This is a genomic window from Streptomyces sp. 4F14, from assembly GCF_048159485.1.
GTDB lineage: Bacteria > Actinomycetota > Actinomycetes > Streptomycetales > Streptomycetaceae > Streptomyces.
This window is the reverse complement of the sequence record NZ_JBLRVY010000023.1, coordinates 154,516-169,811: the sequence shown is the minus strand read 5'-3', so window position 1 is coordinate 169,811 and position 15,296 is coordinate 154,516. Positions and strand designations below refer to the sequence as shown.

General features: G+C 71.3%; 16 protein-coding genes. 10 read left to right on the top strand and 6 right to left on the bottom strand.

All coding sequences use genetic code 11. The annotated features are described in order from the left end of the window. Window positions 1–125 precede the first annotated feature (125 nt). The 4 genes from ACLZOT_RS33750 to ACLZOT_RS33735 form a co-directional block, all read right to left on the bottom strand. Window positions 126–1,199, bottom strand: coding sequence for an acyl-CoA dehydrogenase family protein (locus tag ACLZOT_RS33750; protein WP_416972934.1), 1,074 nt, complete (start codon window positions 1,197–1,199; stop codon window positions 126–128). Then, window positions 1,196–2,422 (bottom strand): acyl-CoA dehydrogenase family protein, encoded by a 1,227-nt coding sequence (locus ACLZOT_RS33745; RefSeq protein ID WP_416972933.1) that lies wholly within the window; start codon window positions 2,420–2,422, stop codon window positions 1,196–1,198. Before ACLZOT_RS33745 ends, ACLZOT_RS33750 begins: the two co-directional genes overlap by 4 nt. Continuing rightward, the gene (locus ACLZOT_RS33740) at window positions 2,419–3,378 is read right to left on the bottom strand and encodes an NADPH:quinone oxidoreductase family protein (protein ID WP_416972932.1); all 960 of its coding nucleotides are present in this window, start codon (window positions 3,376–3,378) and stop codon (window positions 2,419–2,421) included. Before ACLZOT_RS33740 ends, ACLZOT_RS33745 begins: the two co-directional genes overlap by 4 nt. Before the next feature lie 79 nt (window positions 3,379–3,457). Further along, complete coding sequence (locus ACLZOT_RS33735) at window positions 3,458–4,042, bottom strand: helix-turn-helix domain-containing protein (protein WP_416972931.1); 585 nt, start codon at window positions 4,040–4,042, stop codon at window positions 3,458–3,460. A gap of 100 nt (window positions 4,043–4,142) precedes the next feature. Here ACLZOT_RS33735 and ACLZOT_RS33730 point away from each other — a divergent pair, with 100 nt between their 5' ends. The 6 genes from ACLZOT_RS33730 to ACLZOT_RS33705 all read left to right on the top strand — a co-directional run bounded on the left by ACLZOT_RS33730 (window position 4,143) and on the right by ACLZOT_RS33705 (window position 9,308). After that, on the top strand, window positions 4,143–5,675 hold the full coding sequence (locus tag ACLZOT_RS33730) for an ATP-dependent DNA ligase (RefSeq protein ID WP_416972930.1): 1,533 nt from the start codon (window positions 4,143–4,145) through the stop codon (window positions 5,673–5,675). Then, entirely contained in the window at window positions 5,672–6,124 is a 453-nt protein-coding gene (locus tag ACLZOT_RS33725; RefSeq protein WP_416972929.1) for an NUDIX domain-containing protein, read from the top strand. The genes ACLZOT_RS33730 and ACLZOT_RS33725 overlap by 4 nt, the downstream gene beginning before the upstream one ends. A gap of 85 nt (window positions 6,125–6,209) precedes the next feature. Beyond that, window positions 6,210–6,446 carry a DUF6213 family protein gene (locus ACLZOT_RS33720; RefSeq protein WP_029184107.1) on the top strand — a complete coding sequence of 79 codons (237 nt, stop codon included), beginning with the start codon at window positions 6,210–6,212 and terminating at the stop codon, window positions 6,444–6,446. 92 nt (window positions 6,447–6,538) lie between these two features. Then, window positions 6,539–7,588 (top strand): type III polyketide synthase, encoded by a 1,050-nt coding sequence (locus tag ACLZOT_RS33715; protein ID WP_416972928.1) that lies wholly within the window; start codon window positions 6,539–6,541, stop codon window positions 7,586–7,588. Then, on the top strand, window positions 7,585–8,790 hold the full coding sequence (locus ACLZOT_RS33710; protein ID WP_416972927.1) for a cytochrome P450: 1,206 nt from the start codon (window positions 7,585–7,587) through the stop codon (window positions 8,788–8,790). The genes ACLZOT_RS33715 and ACLZOT_RS33710 overlap by 4 nt, the downstream gene beginning before the upstream one ends. Further along, window positions 8,787–9,308 (top strand): cupin domain-containing protein, encoded by a 522-nt coding sequence (locus ACLZOT_RS33705; RefSeq protein ID WP_416972926.1) that lies wholly within the window; start codon window positions 8,787–8,789, stop codon window positions 9,306–9,308. The genes ACLZOT_RS33710 and ACLZOT_RS33705 overlap by 4 nt, the downstream gene beginning before the upstream one ends. Here the strand turns inward: ACLZOT_RS33705 and ACLZOT_RS33700 are convergent. Further along, complete coding sequence (locus ACLZOT_RS33700) at window positions 9,305–10,531, bottom strand: acyl-CoA dehydrogenase family protein (RefSeq protein WP_416972925.1); 1,227 nt, start codon at window positions 10,529–10,531, stop codon at window positions 9,305–9,307. The two genes, ACLZOT_RS33705 and ACLZOT_RS33700, sit on opposite strands and share 4 nt — an antisense overlap. A gap of 138 nt (window positions 10,532–10,669) precedes the next feature. On the opposite strand from ACLZOT_RS33700, the gene ACLZOT_RS33695 reads away from it, so the two are divergent. Beyond that, window positions 10,670–11,290 carry a TetR family transcriptional regulator gene (locus tag ACLZOT_RS33695; protein ID WP_416972924.1) on the top strand — a complete coding sequence of 207 codons (621 nt, stop codon included), beginning with the start codon at window positions 10,670–10,672 and terminating at the stop codon, window positions 11,288–11,290. 87 nt (window positions 11,291–11,377) lie between these two features. Here the strand turns inward: ACLZOT_RS33695 and def are convergent, their stop codons facing one another. Then, entirely contained in the window at window positions 11,378–11,923 is a 546-nt protein-coding gene (gene def, locus ACLZOT_RS33690) for a peptide deformylase (protein WP_416972923.1), read from the bottom strand. Between the two features lie 155 nt (window positions 11,924–12,078). On the opposite strand from def, the gene ACLZOT_RS33685 reads away from it, so the two are divergent. From ACLZOT_RS33685 to ACLZOT_RS33675, 3 genes are all read left to right on the top strand, one after another. Further along, window positions 12,079–13,317, top strand: coding sequence for a MurT ligase domain-containing protein (locus ACLZOT_RS33685; protein WP_416972922.1), 1,239 nt, complete (start codon window positions 12,079–12,081; stop codon window positions 13,315–13,317). Between the two features lie 13 nt (window positions 13,318–13,330). After that, on the top strand, window positions 13,331–14,059 hold the full coding sequence (locus tag ACLZOT_RS33680; RefSeq protein ID WP_416972921.1) for a type 1 glutamine amidotransferase: 729 nt from the start codon (window positions 13,331–13,333) through the stop codon (window positions 14,057–14,059). Window positions 14,060–14,251: 192 nt separating this feature from the next. Next, entirely contained in the window at window positions 14,252–15,277 is a 1,026-nt protein-coding gene (locus ACLZOT_RS33675) for a 6-phosphofructokinase (RefSeq protein ID WP_416972920.1), read from the top strand. Window positions 15,278–15,296 lie beyond the last annotated feature (19 nt).

Sequence of the window (15,296 nt, the reverse complement as noted above, 5' to 3'; positions counted from 1 at the left end):
AGTATGCGGGCGTGGACACCTCAAGAGGAGGAAGCGGTACAGGAGTTGGCCGGACGTTCACCGGGACGCACGAGGGCAAACGGAAAAGCCCGCCCCAGGTGGGACGGGCTTCACCGGAAGGGAACCTACGGTGCCTGGAGGTCGACGAGTCCGGCGAGAGTCGTCCGGTGCGCGCCGGCCGTCCCGTACGCGATGGAGTCGGCCTTGGCCCGCTTCAGGTAGAGGTGGGTCGGGTGCTCCCAGGTCATGCCGATCCCGGCGTGCAGTTGCAGCGCCTCCTCGACGGCGCGGACGGCGACGGGCGAGGCGTACGCCTGGGCGACGGCGACGGCCACCTCGATGTCCTCGCCGGTAGCCAGCGCGTCGGCCGAACTCCGGGCGGCCGCGCGGAGGTTGACGACCTCCAGCCACACCTGGGCGAGCCGGTGCTTGAGCGCCTGGAAGCCGCCGACGGCCCGGTTGAACTGCTTGCGGTCCTTGAGATAGCGGACCGTCTCGGTCAACGCCCAGTCGGCGACGCCGAGTTGCTCGGAGGCCAGCAGTCCGGCGGCGGAGCGCAGCGCGCGGTGCACGGCGGGCGCCGAGTCCCCGACGCGTCGCCCGGGAGCGCCGTCGAGGGTGACCGTGGCCAGCGGCCGGGTGAGGTCGAGGGAGGTCTGCGGGGTGACCGTCGCGTCGGTGGCCTCGACGGCGTACAGTCCGCCGTCCTCCGCCGGCACCAGCACCACATCGGCGGCGGCGAGGTCGGCGATCCCGGTCAACTGCCCGTGCAGACGCCCGTTTTCGAGGCGGACGACGGAGAACGCGGTGCCCGGCGCGCGGTGCAGCCCGACGGCGAGGATCCCGACGGCACGGCCCGACGCGAGCCGCTCAAGGAGTTCGGCGTCACCGCACTCCAGGAGCGCTTCGGTGGCGACGACCGCGCTGGACAGGTAGGGGACGGGGGCGACGGCCCGCCCCAACTCCTCCAGGACGACGGCGACTTCGCGGTGCGAGGCGCCCTGTCCGCCCTGCGCCTCGGGGACGAGGAGCCCGGCGAGGCCCATGTCCGTGGCGAGCAGCTTCCACAGGGCGAGGTCGTGCGGGGCGTCCGTCTCGGTCCGCGCGACGACCCCGGCCGGGTCACAGTGGTCGGTGAGCAGGTCCCGTACGGCGGACCGCAGGGCCTCTTCCTCCTCCGAGTACAGCAGGTCGCTCATCGGGCGAGGTCCTTCCAGGCGACGTTCTTGTCGGTGCGCGGCTCGGCGGGCAGGCCCAGGACACGTTCGGCGACGATGTTGAGCAGGACCTCGGTGGTGCCGCCCTCGATGCTGTTGCCCTTGGCGCGCAGGTAGCGGTAGCCGGCCTCGCGTCCGGTGAAGTCGACGAGTTCGGGGCGGCGCATCGTCCAGTCGTCGTACAACAGGCCCTCGGGGCCGAGGAGTTCGACCTCCAAGCCGCTGATCTCCTGGTTGAGGCGGGCGAACGCGAGCTTCATCCCCGCGCCCTCGGGGCCGGGCTGTCCGGCGGAGAGCTGCTGGCGCAGCCGGTCGGCGGTGAGCCGGGAGACCTCGGACTCGACCCACAGCTTCAGGAGCCGCTGGTGGAGTTCGTGCGTCCGCAGCTCGGGGCGCTCGCGCCAGGTCTTCGCGACCGGCTCGATCATGCCGCCCTCACGCGGCAGCCGCATGCCGCCGATGGCGACGCGCTCGTTGTTCAGGGTGGTCTGCGCGACCCGCCACCCGTCGCCGGTCTCGCCGAGCCGGTGCGCGTCGGGGATGCGGACGTCGGTGAGGAACACCTCGTTGAACTCGGCCTCCCCGGTGATCTGCCGCAGGGGCCGTACGTCGACGCCGGGGTCCGTCATGTCGCACAGGAAGTACGTGATCCCCGCGTGCTTGGGCACGGTCGGGTCGGTGCGGGCGATGAGGATGGCCCACCGGGCGTTGTGCGCACCGGAGGTCCACACCTTCTGCCCGTTGACGACCCACCCGTCACCTTCGCGTACGGCGCGCGTCCCGAGGGCGGCGAGGTCGGAGCCGGCGCCGGGCTCGCTGAAGAGCTGGCACCACACCTCCTCGCCGGTCCACAACGGCCGCAGGAAGCGCCGGTGTTGCTCGGGCGTCCCGTACTTGAGGATGGTCGGCGCGGCCATGCCGAGCCCGATGCCGTTGCGGCGGGCGTCGTTGTCGGGGGCTCCGGCCGCCGCCAGCTCCGCGTCCACGGCGGCCTGGAGGGCACGCGGCGCGTCGAGCCCGCCCAGTCCGACGGGGTAGTGGACCCAGGCGAGCCCGGCGTCGAAGCGGGCCCGCAGGAAGTCCAGCCGGTCGGTGCTCGCGGGCGGGTAAGCGGCGAGCAACTCCCGGGTACGGCGGACGAGTTCGGCGGCATCGGTCCTGGCGGCGCCGGCCCCGGCGGCGTTGCCCTTGGCGGCGTCCGTCATCCCGCCACCTCCACGACGACGCGGCCCGTGGTGACCCCGTCGGCCAGCTTCTGCACGACACCGGCCGCCCCCGACAGGGGCACGCGCTCGCTCACCAGCGGCTTGATCGCGCCCTGCGCGGCGAGTTCGGTGAGCTGCTCGTGGCAGTGCTGGATCAGCTTGGGGTTCTTGGTGGCGTAGAGCCCCCAGTGCAGGCCCAGGACCGAGTAGTTCTTCACGAGGGCGTGGTTCAGCGAGGGGCTCGGGATGGAGCCGCTCGCGAAGCCGACGACCACGATCCGTCCCTCGAACGCGACGACCTTCGCCGACTGCTGGTACGCCTCGCCGCCGACCGGGTCGTAGACGACGTCGGCGCCCCGCCCGCCGGTCGCCTCCTTCACGGCGCCGACCACGTCGTCCGCACACCGGTCGATGACGACGTCGCAGCCCAACTCCCGTGCCACGGCGGCCTTCTCGGCGCCCCCGACGACACCGATGACCCGCGCCCCGGCCGCCTTCCCGAGCTGCACGGCCGCGCTCCCGACCCCGCCGGCGGCGGCGTGCACGAGCAGCGTCTCGCCGGCCTCCAGGCGGGCCCGCCGGTGCAGCCCGAACCACCCGGTCTGGTAGCCGATGTGCAGGGCGGCGGCCTCGGCGTCGTCCAGCGACTCGGGCGCGGGGAAGAGGGCGGCGGGGTCGGCGACGGCGTACTCGGCCAGCGCCCCGAACGGCAGCGCCGGGTTCCCGATGACCCGCCGCCCGTCCTCGGTCTCCCCGCACAGCTCGACGCCGGGCGTGAACGGCAGCGGCGGCTTGATCTGGTACTGCCCCCGGGCCATCAGCACGTCCGGGAAGTTGATGCTGGCGGCACGCACCTTCAGCAGGATCTGGCCGTCGCGGGGCGTCGGCCGCTCCACCTCGGCGAGCCGCATCACCTCGCTGGGCTCACCGTTCTCGTGCACTTGCCATGCCTGCATGTGGTGCCTCCACGGGGGACTGCGTCGTCTGACCGGGGTCGCTTCGCATACTAAGCGGTCGCTTGCATCGAGGGAACCGTCAGTTTCCCTCGGGGCGGCGCTTGGGCCGGGCCCGTACATGCATCCGCTCCCCCTGCGGCCCGAACAGGCTCAGGAACTCCACCGGCCCCTCCCCCGTGGACCCGAACCAGTGCGGCACCCGCGTGTCGCACTCCGCCGCCTGCCCGGCCGTCAGCACGACATCGTGCTCCCCCAGCACCACCCGCAGCCGGCCCGAGAGCACGTACAGCCACTCGTACCCCTCGTGACGGCGCGGCTCGGGCCGCTCGTCGCTCTGCGGCACCAGCACCTTGTACGCCTGGAGCCCCCCGGGCTGCCGGGTCAGCGGCCAGAAGGTCCGCCCGTGCCGGACGAGCGGCTCGGACCGCACCCGGGGATCCCCCGTCTTCGGCGCCCCCACCAGCTCGTCCAGCGCCACCTGATGCGCCTGCGCGATCGGCAGCAGCAGCTCCAGCGACGGCTTGCGCAACCCCGACTCCAGCCGGGACAACGTACTGACGGAGATCCCGGTCGCCTCCGACAGCCCCGCCAGCGTCACCTGCCGCTCCTTGCGGATCCGCCGCAGCCGCGGCCCCACCTCGGCGAGAACTTCGTCCGTACTCATACCGCGCATTGCATTTTCGGCAACACGGTTTGTCAACCCCGCACACACTCCCCGCGCCCGCCGGGATGTGCGCGAGCCACCCCCGTAGGACCATGGCCGTATGCTCCTGGCCCGGCTCGCCGAGGTCTCCCGGGAGGTCGCCGAGACGCCGGCGCGCTCCCGCAAGACGGCCCTGCTCGCGGACCTCTTCCGCGAGACCTCCCCCGCTGACGTCCCCGTGGTGATCCCCTACCTGGCCGGCCGCCTCCCCCAGGGCCGACTGGGCGTCGGCTGGAAACTCCTGAGCCGTACGACGGACCCGGCCCCGACGCCGACGCTCACCGTCGCCGAGACGGACGCCCGCCTCACCGCGCTCGGCAAGGTCGCGGGCACCGGCTCCCAGGCCGAACGCGCCCGCCTGCTCACGGAGTTGATGGCGAAGGCCACAGCGGACGAACAGCGCTTCCTGCTGGGCCTGTTGACCGGCGAGGTCCGCCAGGGCGCCCTGGACGCGCTCGCGACGGAAGCCCTCGCCCAGGCAACCCAGGCTCCCCCGGCGGACGTTCGCCGAGCGGTCATGCTGGCGGGCTCCCTGCAACCGGTCGCCCGAGCCCTCCTCACCGACGGCCCGACGGCCCTCGCGGACTTCCGACTGACCGTGGGCAGACCGGTGTTCCCCATGCTGGCCCACACCGCGGCCTCGGCCGAGGAGGCCCTCACCAAGCTCGGCCCCTGCGCGATCGAGGAGAAGCTCGACGGCGTCCGCGTCCAGCTCCACCGCGACGGCTACGAGGTCCACGTCTACACCCGCACCCTCGACGACATCACCGACCGGGTCCCCGAACTCACGGACGTCGCACGCCGGTTGAAGAGCACCGCGTTCATCCTGGACGGCGAGATCCTGGCCCTGGACCCGGCCACGAACCGCCCGCTCCCCTTCCAGGAGACCGCCGGACGCGTCGGCTCCCGCGTGGACGTCACGAAGGCCGCCGAGACCACCCCCCTGTCCCCCGTCTTCTTCGACGCCCTCTCCGTCGACGGCCGCGACCTCCTCGACCTCCCCTGCACGGACCGCCACGCGGAACTCGCCCGCCTGGTGCCCGAGCCGATGCGGGTCCGCCGCGAGATCGTGAGCGAAACCGCCCCCGCCGAGACCTTCCTCGCGAAAACCCTGGCCAGAGGCCACGAGGGCGTCGTACTGAAAGCCCTCGACTCCCCCTACAGCGCGGGCCGCCGAGGCACCTCCTGGCTCAAGGTCAAGCCCGTCCACACCCTCGACCTCGTGGTCCTCGCCGTCGAACGCGGCCACGGCCGCCGCACCGGCAAGCTCTCCAACCTCCACCTCGGCGCCCGCACCGCCGACGGCGGCTACGCGATGCTCGGCAAGACCTTCAAGGGCATGACGGACGCCATGCTGACCTGGCAGACCGAACACCTCACCACGCTGGCCGTCGCGGACGACGGCTGGACCGTCACCGTACGGCCCGAACTCGTCGTCGAGATCGCCTACGACGGCCTGCAACGCTCCTCCCGCTACCCGGCCGGCGTCACCCTGAGGTTCGCCCGCGTCGTGCGCTACCGCGAGGACAAACGCCCCGAGGAGGCGGACACCGTGGAGACCCTGCTCGCCGCACACCCGGAGGTACGGCCGTGAAGCGGAGCGCGGGCCTGCTGCTGTTCCGGCGCCGGGACGGCCGTACGGAGGTGCTGATCGGGCATATGGGCGGGCCGTTGTTCGCGCGGAAGGACGCGGGGGCGTGGACCGTGCCCAAAGGGGAGTACGGGCCGGACGAGGCTGCCTGGGACGCGGCTCGGCGGGAGTTCCGGGAGGAGTTGGGGGTGGCGGCGCCCGAGGGGGAGGCGGTCGCGCTCGGGGAGGTCACGCAGGCGGGCGGGAAGCTCGTCACCGTGTGGGCGGTCGAGGCGGAGATCGACCTGACGGCGTTCGCACCGGGGACGTTCCGGATGGAGTGGCCGCCCAGGTCGGGGCGGATCCAGGAGTTCCCCGAGCTGGACCGGGTCGCCTGGTACGGCCTCGACGAGGCGCGCGGCCTCCTCGTACCGGCCCAGGCCGCGTTCCTCGACCGGCTCGCGCGGGCGTGAGCTGTCCGGGCGCGGGATCCGGGAGTTCCGCAACATCACGACCGTTTGGCACGGTGTGTGACGGTTACGCGGTTACGATCGGGGCGTGAACCGGGAAGTGACACTGCCTCTGATCGTCGACGACCGGGGGGACTTGCAGGTGGCGGCGGCCGACGTGAGCAAGTTGCTGCGCACGCTGGGCGGGAGGTGGCTGCATCTCGTCGAGGCCGGGGAGTCGGGGTGGGACGAGGAGACGGTGGCCGATCTGACCATCGAGCTGGCGAAACTGGCCGACCGGATCGACGTCGCGTGCATCGCGCACAGTAGCGGGCGGTCGTCGTAGGGGGTCGCTGGAATGGAGTAGTTCCGCGCGAGATCGCCTGGCCCCCGAGTGATCGTGAGGGAAGCATCCCCTGGCGAAAGCAGGCTCGGCTCATGGCTACTTTGTGCAGGCCCTCGGTGTCGGTGCCGGAGTATGTGATCACGATGGAGGAGACGCTCCAGCTGGCGCGGGAGCGGCACGCGGATCATCCTCAACTGCCGCTGGCGCTGCGGCTGATCGAGAACACGGGGGTCAGGACGCGGCACATCGTGCAGCCGATCGAGGAGACGCTCAAGCACCCGGGGTTCGAGGAGCGCAACCGGGTCTACACAGCGGAGGCGAAGGCGCGGGTGCCGGCGGTGGTGCAGCGGGCGCTGGACGACGCGGAGCTGCTCACGACGGACATCGACGTCATCCTGTACGTGTCGTGCACGGGCTTCATGATGCCCTCGCTGACCGCGTGGCTGATCAACGAGATGGACTTCGACCCCTCGACCCGCCAGATACCGATAGCCCAGCTCGGTTGCGCGGCCGGCGGTGCGGCGATCAACCGGGCGCACGACTTCTGCACCGCCTACCCGCAGGCCAACGCGCTGATCGTGGCCTGCGAGTTCTGCTCCCTGTGCTACCAGCCGACGGACCTCGCGATCGGCTCCTTGCTGTCCAACGGCCTCTTCGGCGACGGCATCGCGGCGGCGGTCGTGCGCGGCCGGGGCGGCGAGGGCATCGCGCTGGAGCGCAACGGCTCGTACCTGATCCCGAAGACCGAGGAATGGATCATGTACGACGTCCGGGCGACCGGTTTCCACTTCCTCCTCGACAAGCGGGTCCCGGGGACGATGGAACCCCTCGCGCCGGCCCTCCAGGAGCTGGCCGGCACGCACGGCTGGGACGCCGCCGACCTGGACTTCTACATCGTCCACGCCGGAGGCCCCCGCATCCTCGACGACCTGAGCAAGTTCCTCCAGGTCGACCCCGACGCCTTCCGCTTCAGCCGCGCCACGCTCACCGAGTACGGCAACATCGCGAGCGCCGTCGTCCTGGACGCGCTGCGCCGGCTGTTCGACGAGGGCGGCGCCCCCGACCGGGCGCGCGGTCTGCTCGCCGGGTTCGGGCCCGGGATCACCGCCGAGATGGCGCTCGGACGCTGGAGCCGCTCATGACCGAGGAGACCATCGCCCAGGCGGTACGGCAGTGGCCCGCCCTCGATCTCCAGGGCACCGAATTCGACCCGGTCCTGCGGGAGTTGATGGCCGAGGGCCCGGTGACCCGGATCCAGCTCCCGAACGGCGAGGGCTGGGCCTGGCTGGTGACGCGCATGGACGACGTACGGTTCGCGGTCAGCGACCCGCGCTTCAGCCGCGAGGCCGTCATGGACCGCCCGGTCACCCGGCTCGCCCCGCACTTCATCCCCGAGCGCGGCGCGGTCGGCTTCCTCGATCCGCCGGACCACACCCGGATCCGGCGCTCGGTGGCCGCCGCGTTCACCACGCGGGGCGTCGAGCGGATCCGGGACCGCTCCCGGGCGATGCTGGACGAGATGGTCGACGCGCTGCTCGCCGAGGGCCCGCCCGCCGACCTCACGGCGGCCGTCCTCATGCCGTTCCCGACCGCCGTCATCTGCGAGCTGATGGGCGTCCCCGCAGCCGACCGGCACGTCATGCACACCTGGACCCAGCTCATCCTGTCCTCCACGCACGGCCGCGAGGTCAGCGAGAAGGCCAAGGCCGAGATGGGCGCCTACTTCGCCGACCTGATCGCCCTGCGCGAGAGCTCCACCGGCGAGGACGTCGCCTCGCTGCTCGGCACGGCCGTGGGGGGCGGGGACGTCACCCTCGGCGAGGCCGTCGGGCTCGCCCTCCTCCTCCAGATCGGCGGCGAGGCCGTCACGAACAACTCCGGGCAGCTCTTCCATCTCCTGCTGTCCCGGCCGGAGTTGATGACGCGGCTGCGCGCCGACCCGGCGATCCGGCCCCGGGCCATCGACGAGCTGCTGCGCTGGATCCCCCACCGCAACGCCGTCGGGCTGTCCCGTATCGCGACCGAGGACGTCGAGATCAGGGGGGTGCGGATCCGGGCGGGGGACGCGGTGTACGTGTCGTACCTCGCCGCGAACCGGGACCCCGCCGTCTTCCCGGCGCCGGACGAGATCGACTTCTCGCGCTCCCCTAATCCGCATGTGGCCTTCGGGTTCGGGCCGCACTTCTGCCCCGGCAACATGCTGGCGCGCATGGAGGAGGAGTTGCTCCTCGACGCGGTCCTGGACCGGCTGCCCGGGCTGAAGTTGGCGGTCCCCGCCGGTCAGGTCCCTTTCAAGAAGGGTGCGTTGATCCGTGGCCCCGAGTCGCTGCCGGTGACCTGGTGACGGGCGGCGAGGGTCTCCTCGTACCACCGGGGCACGGGCGGGTCGTCCAGACGCCGGCCCAGCGGGTGACGTTCAAGGTGACCGGGGAGCACTCGCGGATGGCGTCCACGTTCGAGGTGGAGGTGCCGCCGGGGTTCGACGTGGGGGCCCACGTCCACACGCGCAGCGAGGAGTTGTTCTACGTCCTCGAAGGCGAGCTGGACGTCCTCGCCTTCGAGCCGCGCATCCGCACACCCGACAACTGGCAGCGCTGGGAGTCGAGTTCGGGAGGCCGGGTGGTCCGCGCGACCCCGGGCACGGTCATCGTCGTCCCCCCGGGGTGCCCGCACGCGTTCGCGAACCCGACGGACGCTCCGGCGAGGATGTTCTTCCAGGCGTCGCCGCCCCCGGATCACGAGCGCTACTTCGAGGAGCTGCTGGAGATCCTGGGGAGCGGCGGCCCGCCGGACCACGAGGCGATCGAGGAGTTGCGGAGGCGCTACGACATCGAGCAGCTCACGCCTCTGAGACACCGTTAGCGGATGGCCACTCCGGAGAGGGTGCGGGCGATGACCAGCTTCTGGATCTCGCTCGTGCCCTCGAAGATCGTGTAGATCGCGGCGTCCCGGTGCATCCGCTCCACCGGGTACTCCCGCGTGTAGCCGTTGCCGCCGAGTATCTGGATCGCCTGGCCCGTGACCTTCTTCGCCGTCTCGCTGGCGAACAGCTTCGACATGGAGCCCTCGGCGGCGGTGAACGGCTTGCCGTTGATGGCCATCCACGAGGCACGCCAGACCAGCAGCCGGGCCGCGTCGATCTGCGTACGCATCTCCGCGAGCTGGAAGGCCACGCCCTGGTTGTCGATGATGGGACGCCCGAACTGCTCGCGGGTCTTGGCGTAGTCGAGGGCGACCTCGTACGCGGCGCGGGCCGTACCGACGGCCATGGCGCCGACGGCGGGCCGGGACGCCTCGAACGTCGCCATCGCGGCGTTCTTGACGCGCTCGCCCCCGCTCTTCGCCTTCTCGTGCGCGCGGGCGATCCTCTCGTCCAGCTTCTCCTTGCCGCCGAGGAGGCAGGAGCCGGGGACGCGGACGTTGTCGAGGACGACCTCGGCGGTGTGGGAGGCGCGGATGCCGTGCTTCTTGAACTTCTGGCCCTGGGAGAGGCCCTCCGTGCCGGGCGGGATGATGAAGGAGGCGTGGCCCTTGGAGCCGACGTCGGGGTCGACGACGGCGACGACGACGTGGACGTTGGCGATGCCGCCGTTGGTCGCCCAGGTCTTGGTGCCGTTGAGCACCCACTCGTCCTTGGCCTCGTCGTACACGGCGCGCGTGCGCATGGAGGCGACGTCGGAGCCGGCGTCGGGCTCGGAGGAGCAGAACGCGGCGACCTTCACGTCGTTCGCGTCGCCGTACATCTGGGGGATCCAGGTGCCGATCTGTTCCTCGGTGCCGTTCGCGAGGACGCCGACGGCGGCGAGGCCGGTGCCGACGATGGACAGGGCGATGCCGGCGTCACCCCAGAACAGTTCCTCCATGGCCATGGGGATGCCGAGGCCGGTTGCGTCGAAGTACTGCTGGGCGTAGAAGTCCAGGGAGTAGATGCCGACCTTGGCGGCTTCCTGGATGACCGGCCAGGGAGTCTCCTCGCGTTCGTCCCACTCCGCGGCGGCGGGGCGGATGACGTCGGCGGCGAAGCCGTGGAGCCAGTCCCGGACCTCTTTCTGCTCGTCGTTGAGTTCCATGGTGAACTCGGCCATGACTCCTCCAGCGCGGCGGTGCACAATGCATGTGTTACTAGCGGTAACCCAAGTGTGTTACCCGCCAGTAGGAAAAGTCAACTCCGGACGCAGGTGTTAGTTTTCGCAGGCGTGACGGAAACACCACGGGAGAGCGAAATGGACACCACACAGCGGACCGACCAGCAGAGGTCTGCTGACCGTCGCCGGCGGGAGTTGCTGGAGGCGGCGGACCGCGTGGTGCTGCGGGACGGGCCGCAGGCTTCGATGAACGCGATCGCCGCAGAAGCAGGTATTACCAAGCCGATCCTCTACCGGCACTTCGGGGACAAGGGCGGACTCTACGCCGCGCTCGCCATGCGGCACACCGACGCGCTGCTGGCGTCGCTGCGGGCCGCGCTGGACGCCCCGGCGGAGCGGCGCGAGCGGGTCGAGGCGACCCTCGACACGTACCTCGCGGCGATCGAGGCGCGGCCTCAGGTGTACCGGTTCCTGATGCACCCGGCGGAGGGGGATGTCGGACGGCACTCCGCGCCGCTGCTGAAGCGCATGGGCGAGGAGTTGGCCCAGGTCATCGAGGAGCGGTTGGATCTGGGGCCGGGTGGGCAGCAGGTGGCCCGGGTGTGGGGGCATGGGATCGTCGGGATGATGCATGCGGCCGGGGACTGGTGGTTGGGGGAACGGCCTTGTGAGCGGGCCGAGTTGGTGCGGATTCTGGCGGATCTGTTGTGGGGGAGGCTGGCGGCGGCTGGGGATCGGATCGGGGGGCCTGGTTTCTGAGCGATTCGGGGTGCGCGTGCTTCGTGGCTTGTCGCGCCCACGCGGCGGTAGCCGCAAATCGATACAGCCCCGCGCCCCTAAAGAACCTCAGCTCCCCTGAGTCCAAGAGGCTCGGCGTACCTGTCTCAACAGTCGCTTCCGCCGCCAGCCCCCCACCTGGTCCGCGTACGTCATTCCCTCCAGGTGGTCCATCTCATGTTGCAGGCACCTGGCGAAGAACCCTGTGCCCTCAACTGCAATCTTCTCCCCCGTCACCGTGTAGCCCTCGATCACCGTTTCGTCGTAGCGCTCCGTGCCCGCCTCCAGGCCCGGCAGGGACAGGCAGCCCTCCGGGCCCCGGATCGTCACGCCGTCCACACTGATGACGCGGGGGTTGACGAGGTGGCCCACGTGGCGGACCTCCTCGTCGTCGGGGCAGTCGTACACGAAGACCCGCAAGGATTCGCCGACTTGGTTCGCCGCGAGGCCGACGCCCTGGGCCGCGTACATCGTCGCGAACAGGTCCTCCACCAGGGACGCCAGTTCGGGCGTGAAGGCGGGGACCTCGGTGCAGGGCGTGTGGAGGGCGGGGGCGCCGTGCAAAGTGATGGGGCGGACTCGGCCGCGGGTGCCCGGGATGGAGCGGTGTGGCATGGCCGTAAGGGTACGGTCCTTTGTGACACGCGCATGTCGAACGGCCGTGAGACGGTGGCGGGATTCGGGAGTGCGAATGGATCTCGATAGGCTGGCCACACACCACGTTGTCGTCAGGCAGAGGCGCGGCGCGTACGAAGGAGGATCGAGGACTGATGGCAGGCAACTCGGACCCGCTCACGCCGCGGGCCAAGATCGCCGTGACCGCGGGCAAGGCGGTCGCCGCGGCGTCGCGGGCCGCCGGCCGCGGCAGCGGTTCGGTCATCGGCGGCAAGGTCGCCCTGAAACTCGACCCCGACCTCCTCGCCCGGCTCGCGCAGAGCTTGGACGTCGTCCTCGTCTCGGCCACCAACGGCAAGACCACCACGACCCGGCTGATCGCGGAGGCGCTGCGCGCGGCGGGCCCGGTCGTCTCCAACGCGCTCGGCGCGAACATGCCGGCCGGCATCACCTCGGCGCTCGCGGGCGGCTCGGACGCGCGCTACGGCGTGATCGAGGTCGACGAGAAGTACCTCGCCGGAGTCGCCCGGGACACCGACCCGAAGTGCATCGCGCTGCTGAACCTCTCGCGTGACCAGCTCGACCGCGCCGCCGAGACCCGCATGATGGCGGAGGCGTGGCGCGAGGGGCTCGCCGGTTCGAAGGCGGTCGTCGTCGCCAACGCGGACGACCCGCTGGTGGTGTGGGCGGCGTCCTCCTCGCACAACGTGATCTGGGTCGCGGCGGGGCAGATGTGGAAGGACGACGCCTGGTCGTGCCCCTCGTGCGGCGGTGTCCTCCAGTGGCCCGGCGACGACTGGTACTGCGCGGAGTGCGGTTTCCGCCGCCCGCAGCCGAGTTGGGCGCTCTCCGGTGACCACGTCATCGACCCGCACGGCTCCGCCTGGCCGATCCACCTCCAGCTCCCGGGCCGCGCCAACAAGGCCAACGCCGCGTCCTCGGCCGCCGTCGCCGCCGTGTTCGGGGTGCCGCCGCAGGTCGCCCTGGAGCGCATGTACCAGGTGCAGGCGGTCGCCGGCCGGTACGACGTCGTCCAGTTCCAGGGCCGCGACCTGCGGCTGCTGCTGGCGAAGAACCCGGCGGGCTGGCTGGAGACGTTCAGCCTGATCGATCCCGCACCGGCGCCGGTGATCCTGTCGGTGAACGCGCGCGGCGCGGACGGCACGGACACGTCCTGGCTGTGGGACGTCGACTACACGCGGCTGACCGGCCACCCGATCTGCGTCATCGGCGACCGCAAGCTCGACCTCGCGGTCCGCCTCGAAGTGGCGAACCAGCACTTCCAGGTGTTCGACACGGCCGACCAGGCGGTGGCGGCGTGCCCGCCCGGCCGGATCGAGGTCATCGCCAACTACACCGCGTTCCAGGACCTGCGCCGCCGCGTCGGCAACTGAGGGGATTCAAGCAGTGAGCGACAACCAACTGCGGGTCGTCTGGGTCTACCCCGACCTGCTGAGCACGTACGGCGACCAGGGCAACGTCCTGGTCGTCGAGCGGCGGGCGCGGCAGCGCGGTCTTGACGTGGCGCGGCTCGACGTCCGCAGCGACCAGCCGATCCCGACGTCCGGGGACATCTACCTGATCGGCGGCGGCGAGGACCGTCCGCAGCGGCTCGCGGCGGAGCGGCTGATCCGGGACGGGCACCTGTACCAGGCGGTGAACAACGGGGCGATCGTGTTCGCGGTGTGCGCCGGGTACCAGATCCTGGGCCACGAGTTCGTCAACGACCAGGGCCAGCGTCAGCCGGGCCTCGGGCTGCTCGACGTGACGACGACGCGCGGCGAGGGCGAGCGGTGTGTCGGTGACGTCCTCGCGGACATCGACCCCCGCCTCGGGCTGCCGCAGCTCACCGGGTTCGAGAACCACCAGGGCGTCACGCATCTCGGGCCCACGGCACGGCCGTTCGCGCGCGTCCAGATGGGCAAGGGCAACGGCACGGGCGACGGCACGGAGGGCGCGTACAACGACACCGTGTTCGGGACGTACATGCACGGCCCCGTCCTCGCGCGCAACCCGCTGATCGGTGACCTGCTGCTGAAACTCGCACTCGACGTGAACGCGCTGCCGCCGTGCGACGACCGCTGGTACGAGGCGCTGCGGGGCGAGCGGATCGCCGCTGCTCAGCAGCCTGCCTGAGCCGGTTGTTCATCTGCTTTTCGGGGCACCGTCAACAGCCCGTCTGACGGTGCCCCCGCGCAGGTGAGCGGGTGCGTCCAGCAGACGGACGCACCCTTCGGATCGCCCCCTTCCTGACGTTAGGGTGTGCGGGAATCGTGCCGGACGACGTGGTCCGGTCCCCGGCCCACGTGAAGAAGGTTGTTGCGGGCTATGCGCATTGGTGTCCTCACGTCCGGCGGCGACTGCCCCGGCCTGAACGCCGTCATCCGGTCCGTCGTGCACCGTGCCGTCGTCGACCACGGCGACGAGGTCATCGGTTTCCGGGACGGCTGGAAGGGCCTCCTGGAGTGCGACTACCTCAAGCTCGACCTCGACGCGGTCGCGGGCATCCTCGCGCGCGGCGGCACGATCCTCGGCTCCTCCCGGGTCCAGCCCTCCCATCTGCGCGACGGTGTCGAGCGGGCCAAGGGGCACGTCGAGGAGCTCGGGCTCGACGCGATCATCCCCATCGGCGGTGAGGGCACCCTCAAGGCGGCGCGGCTCATGTCCGACGCGGGCCTTCCCGTCGTCGGCGTGCCGAAGACCATCGACAACGACATCGCCGTCACCGACGTCACGTTCGGCTTCGACACGGCCGTCGGCGTCGCCACCGAGGCCCTCGACCGGCTCAAGACCACCGCCGAGTCGCATCAGCGCGTCCTCGTCGTCGAGGTCATGGGGCGGCACACCGGGTGGATAGCTCTCCACTCCGGGATGGCGGCCGGCGCGCACGCCGTCGTGGTCCCCGAGCGGCCCTTCGACATCGACGAGCTGACCCGGCGCGTCGGCGAACGGTTCGCGGCGGGCAAGCGGTTCGCGATCGTCGTCGCGGCGGAGGGGGCCAAGCCCAAGGCCGGGACCATGGAGTTCGACGAGGGCGGCAAGGACGTCTACGGCCACGAGCGGTTCGCCGGCATCGCCCGTCAGCTGTCCATCGAGCTGGAGGGGCGGCTCGGCAAGGAGGCCCGCCCGGTGATCCTCGGCCACGTCCAGCGGGGCGGCACCCCGACCGCGTACGACAGGGTCCTCGCGACCCGCTTCGGCTGGCACGCCGTCGAGGCCGTCCACCGGGGCGAGTTCGGCAGGATGACCGCGCTGCGGGGGACGGACATCGAGATGGTGTCGCTCGCGGAGGCGGTGGAGACGCTGAAGACGGTGCCGCAGGAGCGGTACGACGAGGCGGAGTGCGTGGTCTGAGGTAGGTGCCCCCGGTGGC

Coding starts and splice junctions, on each gene's coding strand:
- ACLZOT_RS33745 (WP_416972933.1), bottom strand. CDS start 2,422: ATGACGGACGCCGCCAAGGGCAACGCCGCCGGGGCCGGCGCCGCCAGG.
- ACLZOT_RS33715 (WP_416972928.1), top strand. CDS start 6,539: ATGGCTACTTTGTGCAGGCCCTCGGTGTCGGTGCCGGAGTATGTGATC.
- ACLZOT_RS33695 (WP_416972924.1), top strand. CDS start 10,670: ATGGACACCACACAGCGGACCGACCAGCAGAGGTCTGCTGACCGTCGC.
- ACLZOT_RS33675 (WP_416972920.1), top strand. CDS start 14,252: ATGCGCATTGGTGTCCTCACGTCCGGCGGCGACTGCCCCGGCCTGAAC.
- ACLZOT_RS33700 (WP_416972925.1), bottom strand. CDS start 10,531: ATGGCCGAGTTCACCATGGAACTCAACGACGAGCAGAAAGAGGTCCGG.
- ACLZOT_RS33740 (WP_416972932.1), bottom strand. CDS start 3,378: ATGCAGGCATGGCAAGTGCACGAGAACGGTGAGCCCAGCGAGGTGATG.
- def (WP_416972923.1), bottom strand. CDS start 11,923: ATGCCACACCGCTCCATCCCGGGCACCCGCGGCCGAGTCCGCCCCATC.
- ACLZOT_RS33685 (WP_416972922.1), top strand. CDS start 12,079: ATGGCAGGCAACTCGGACCCGCTCACGCCGCGGGCCAAGATCGCCGTG.
- ACLZOT_RS33735 (WP_416972931.1), bottom strand. CDS start 4,042: ATGAGTACGGACGAAGTTCTCGCCGAGGTGGGGCCGCGGCTGCGGCGG.
- ACLZOT_RS33730 (WP_416972930.1), top strand. CDS start 4,143: ATGCTCCTGGCCCGGCTCGCCGAGGTCTCCCGGGAGGTCGCCGAGACG.
- ACLZOT_RS33710 (WP_416972927.1), top strand. CDS start 7,585: ATGACCGAGGAGACCATCGCCCAGGCGGTACGGCAGTGGCCCGCCCTC.
- ACLZOT_RS33750 (WP_416972934.1), bottom strand. CDS start 1,199: ATGAGCGACCTGCTGTACTCGGAGGAGGAAGAGGCCCTGCGGTCCGCC.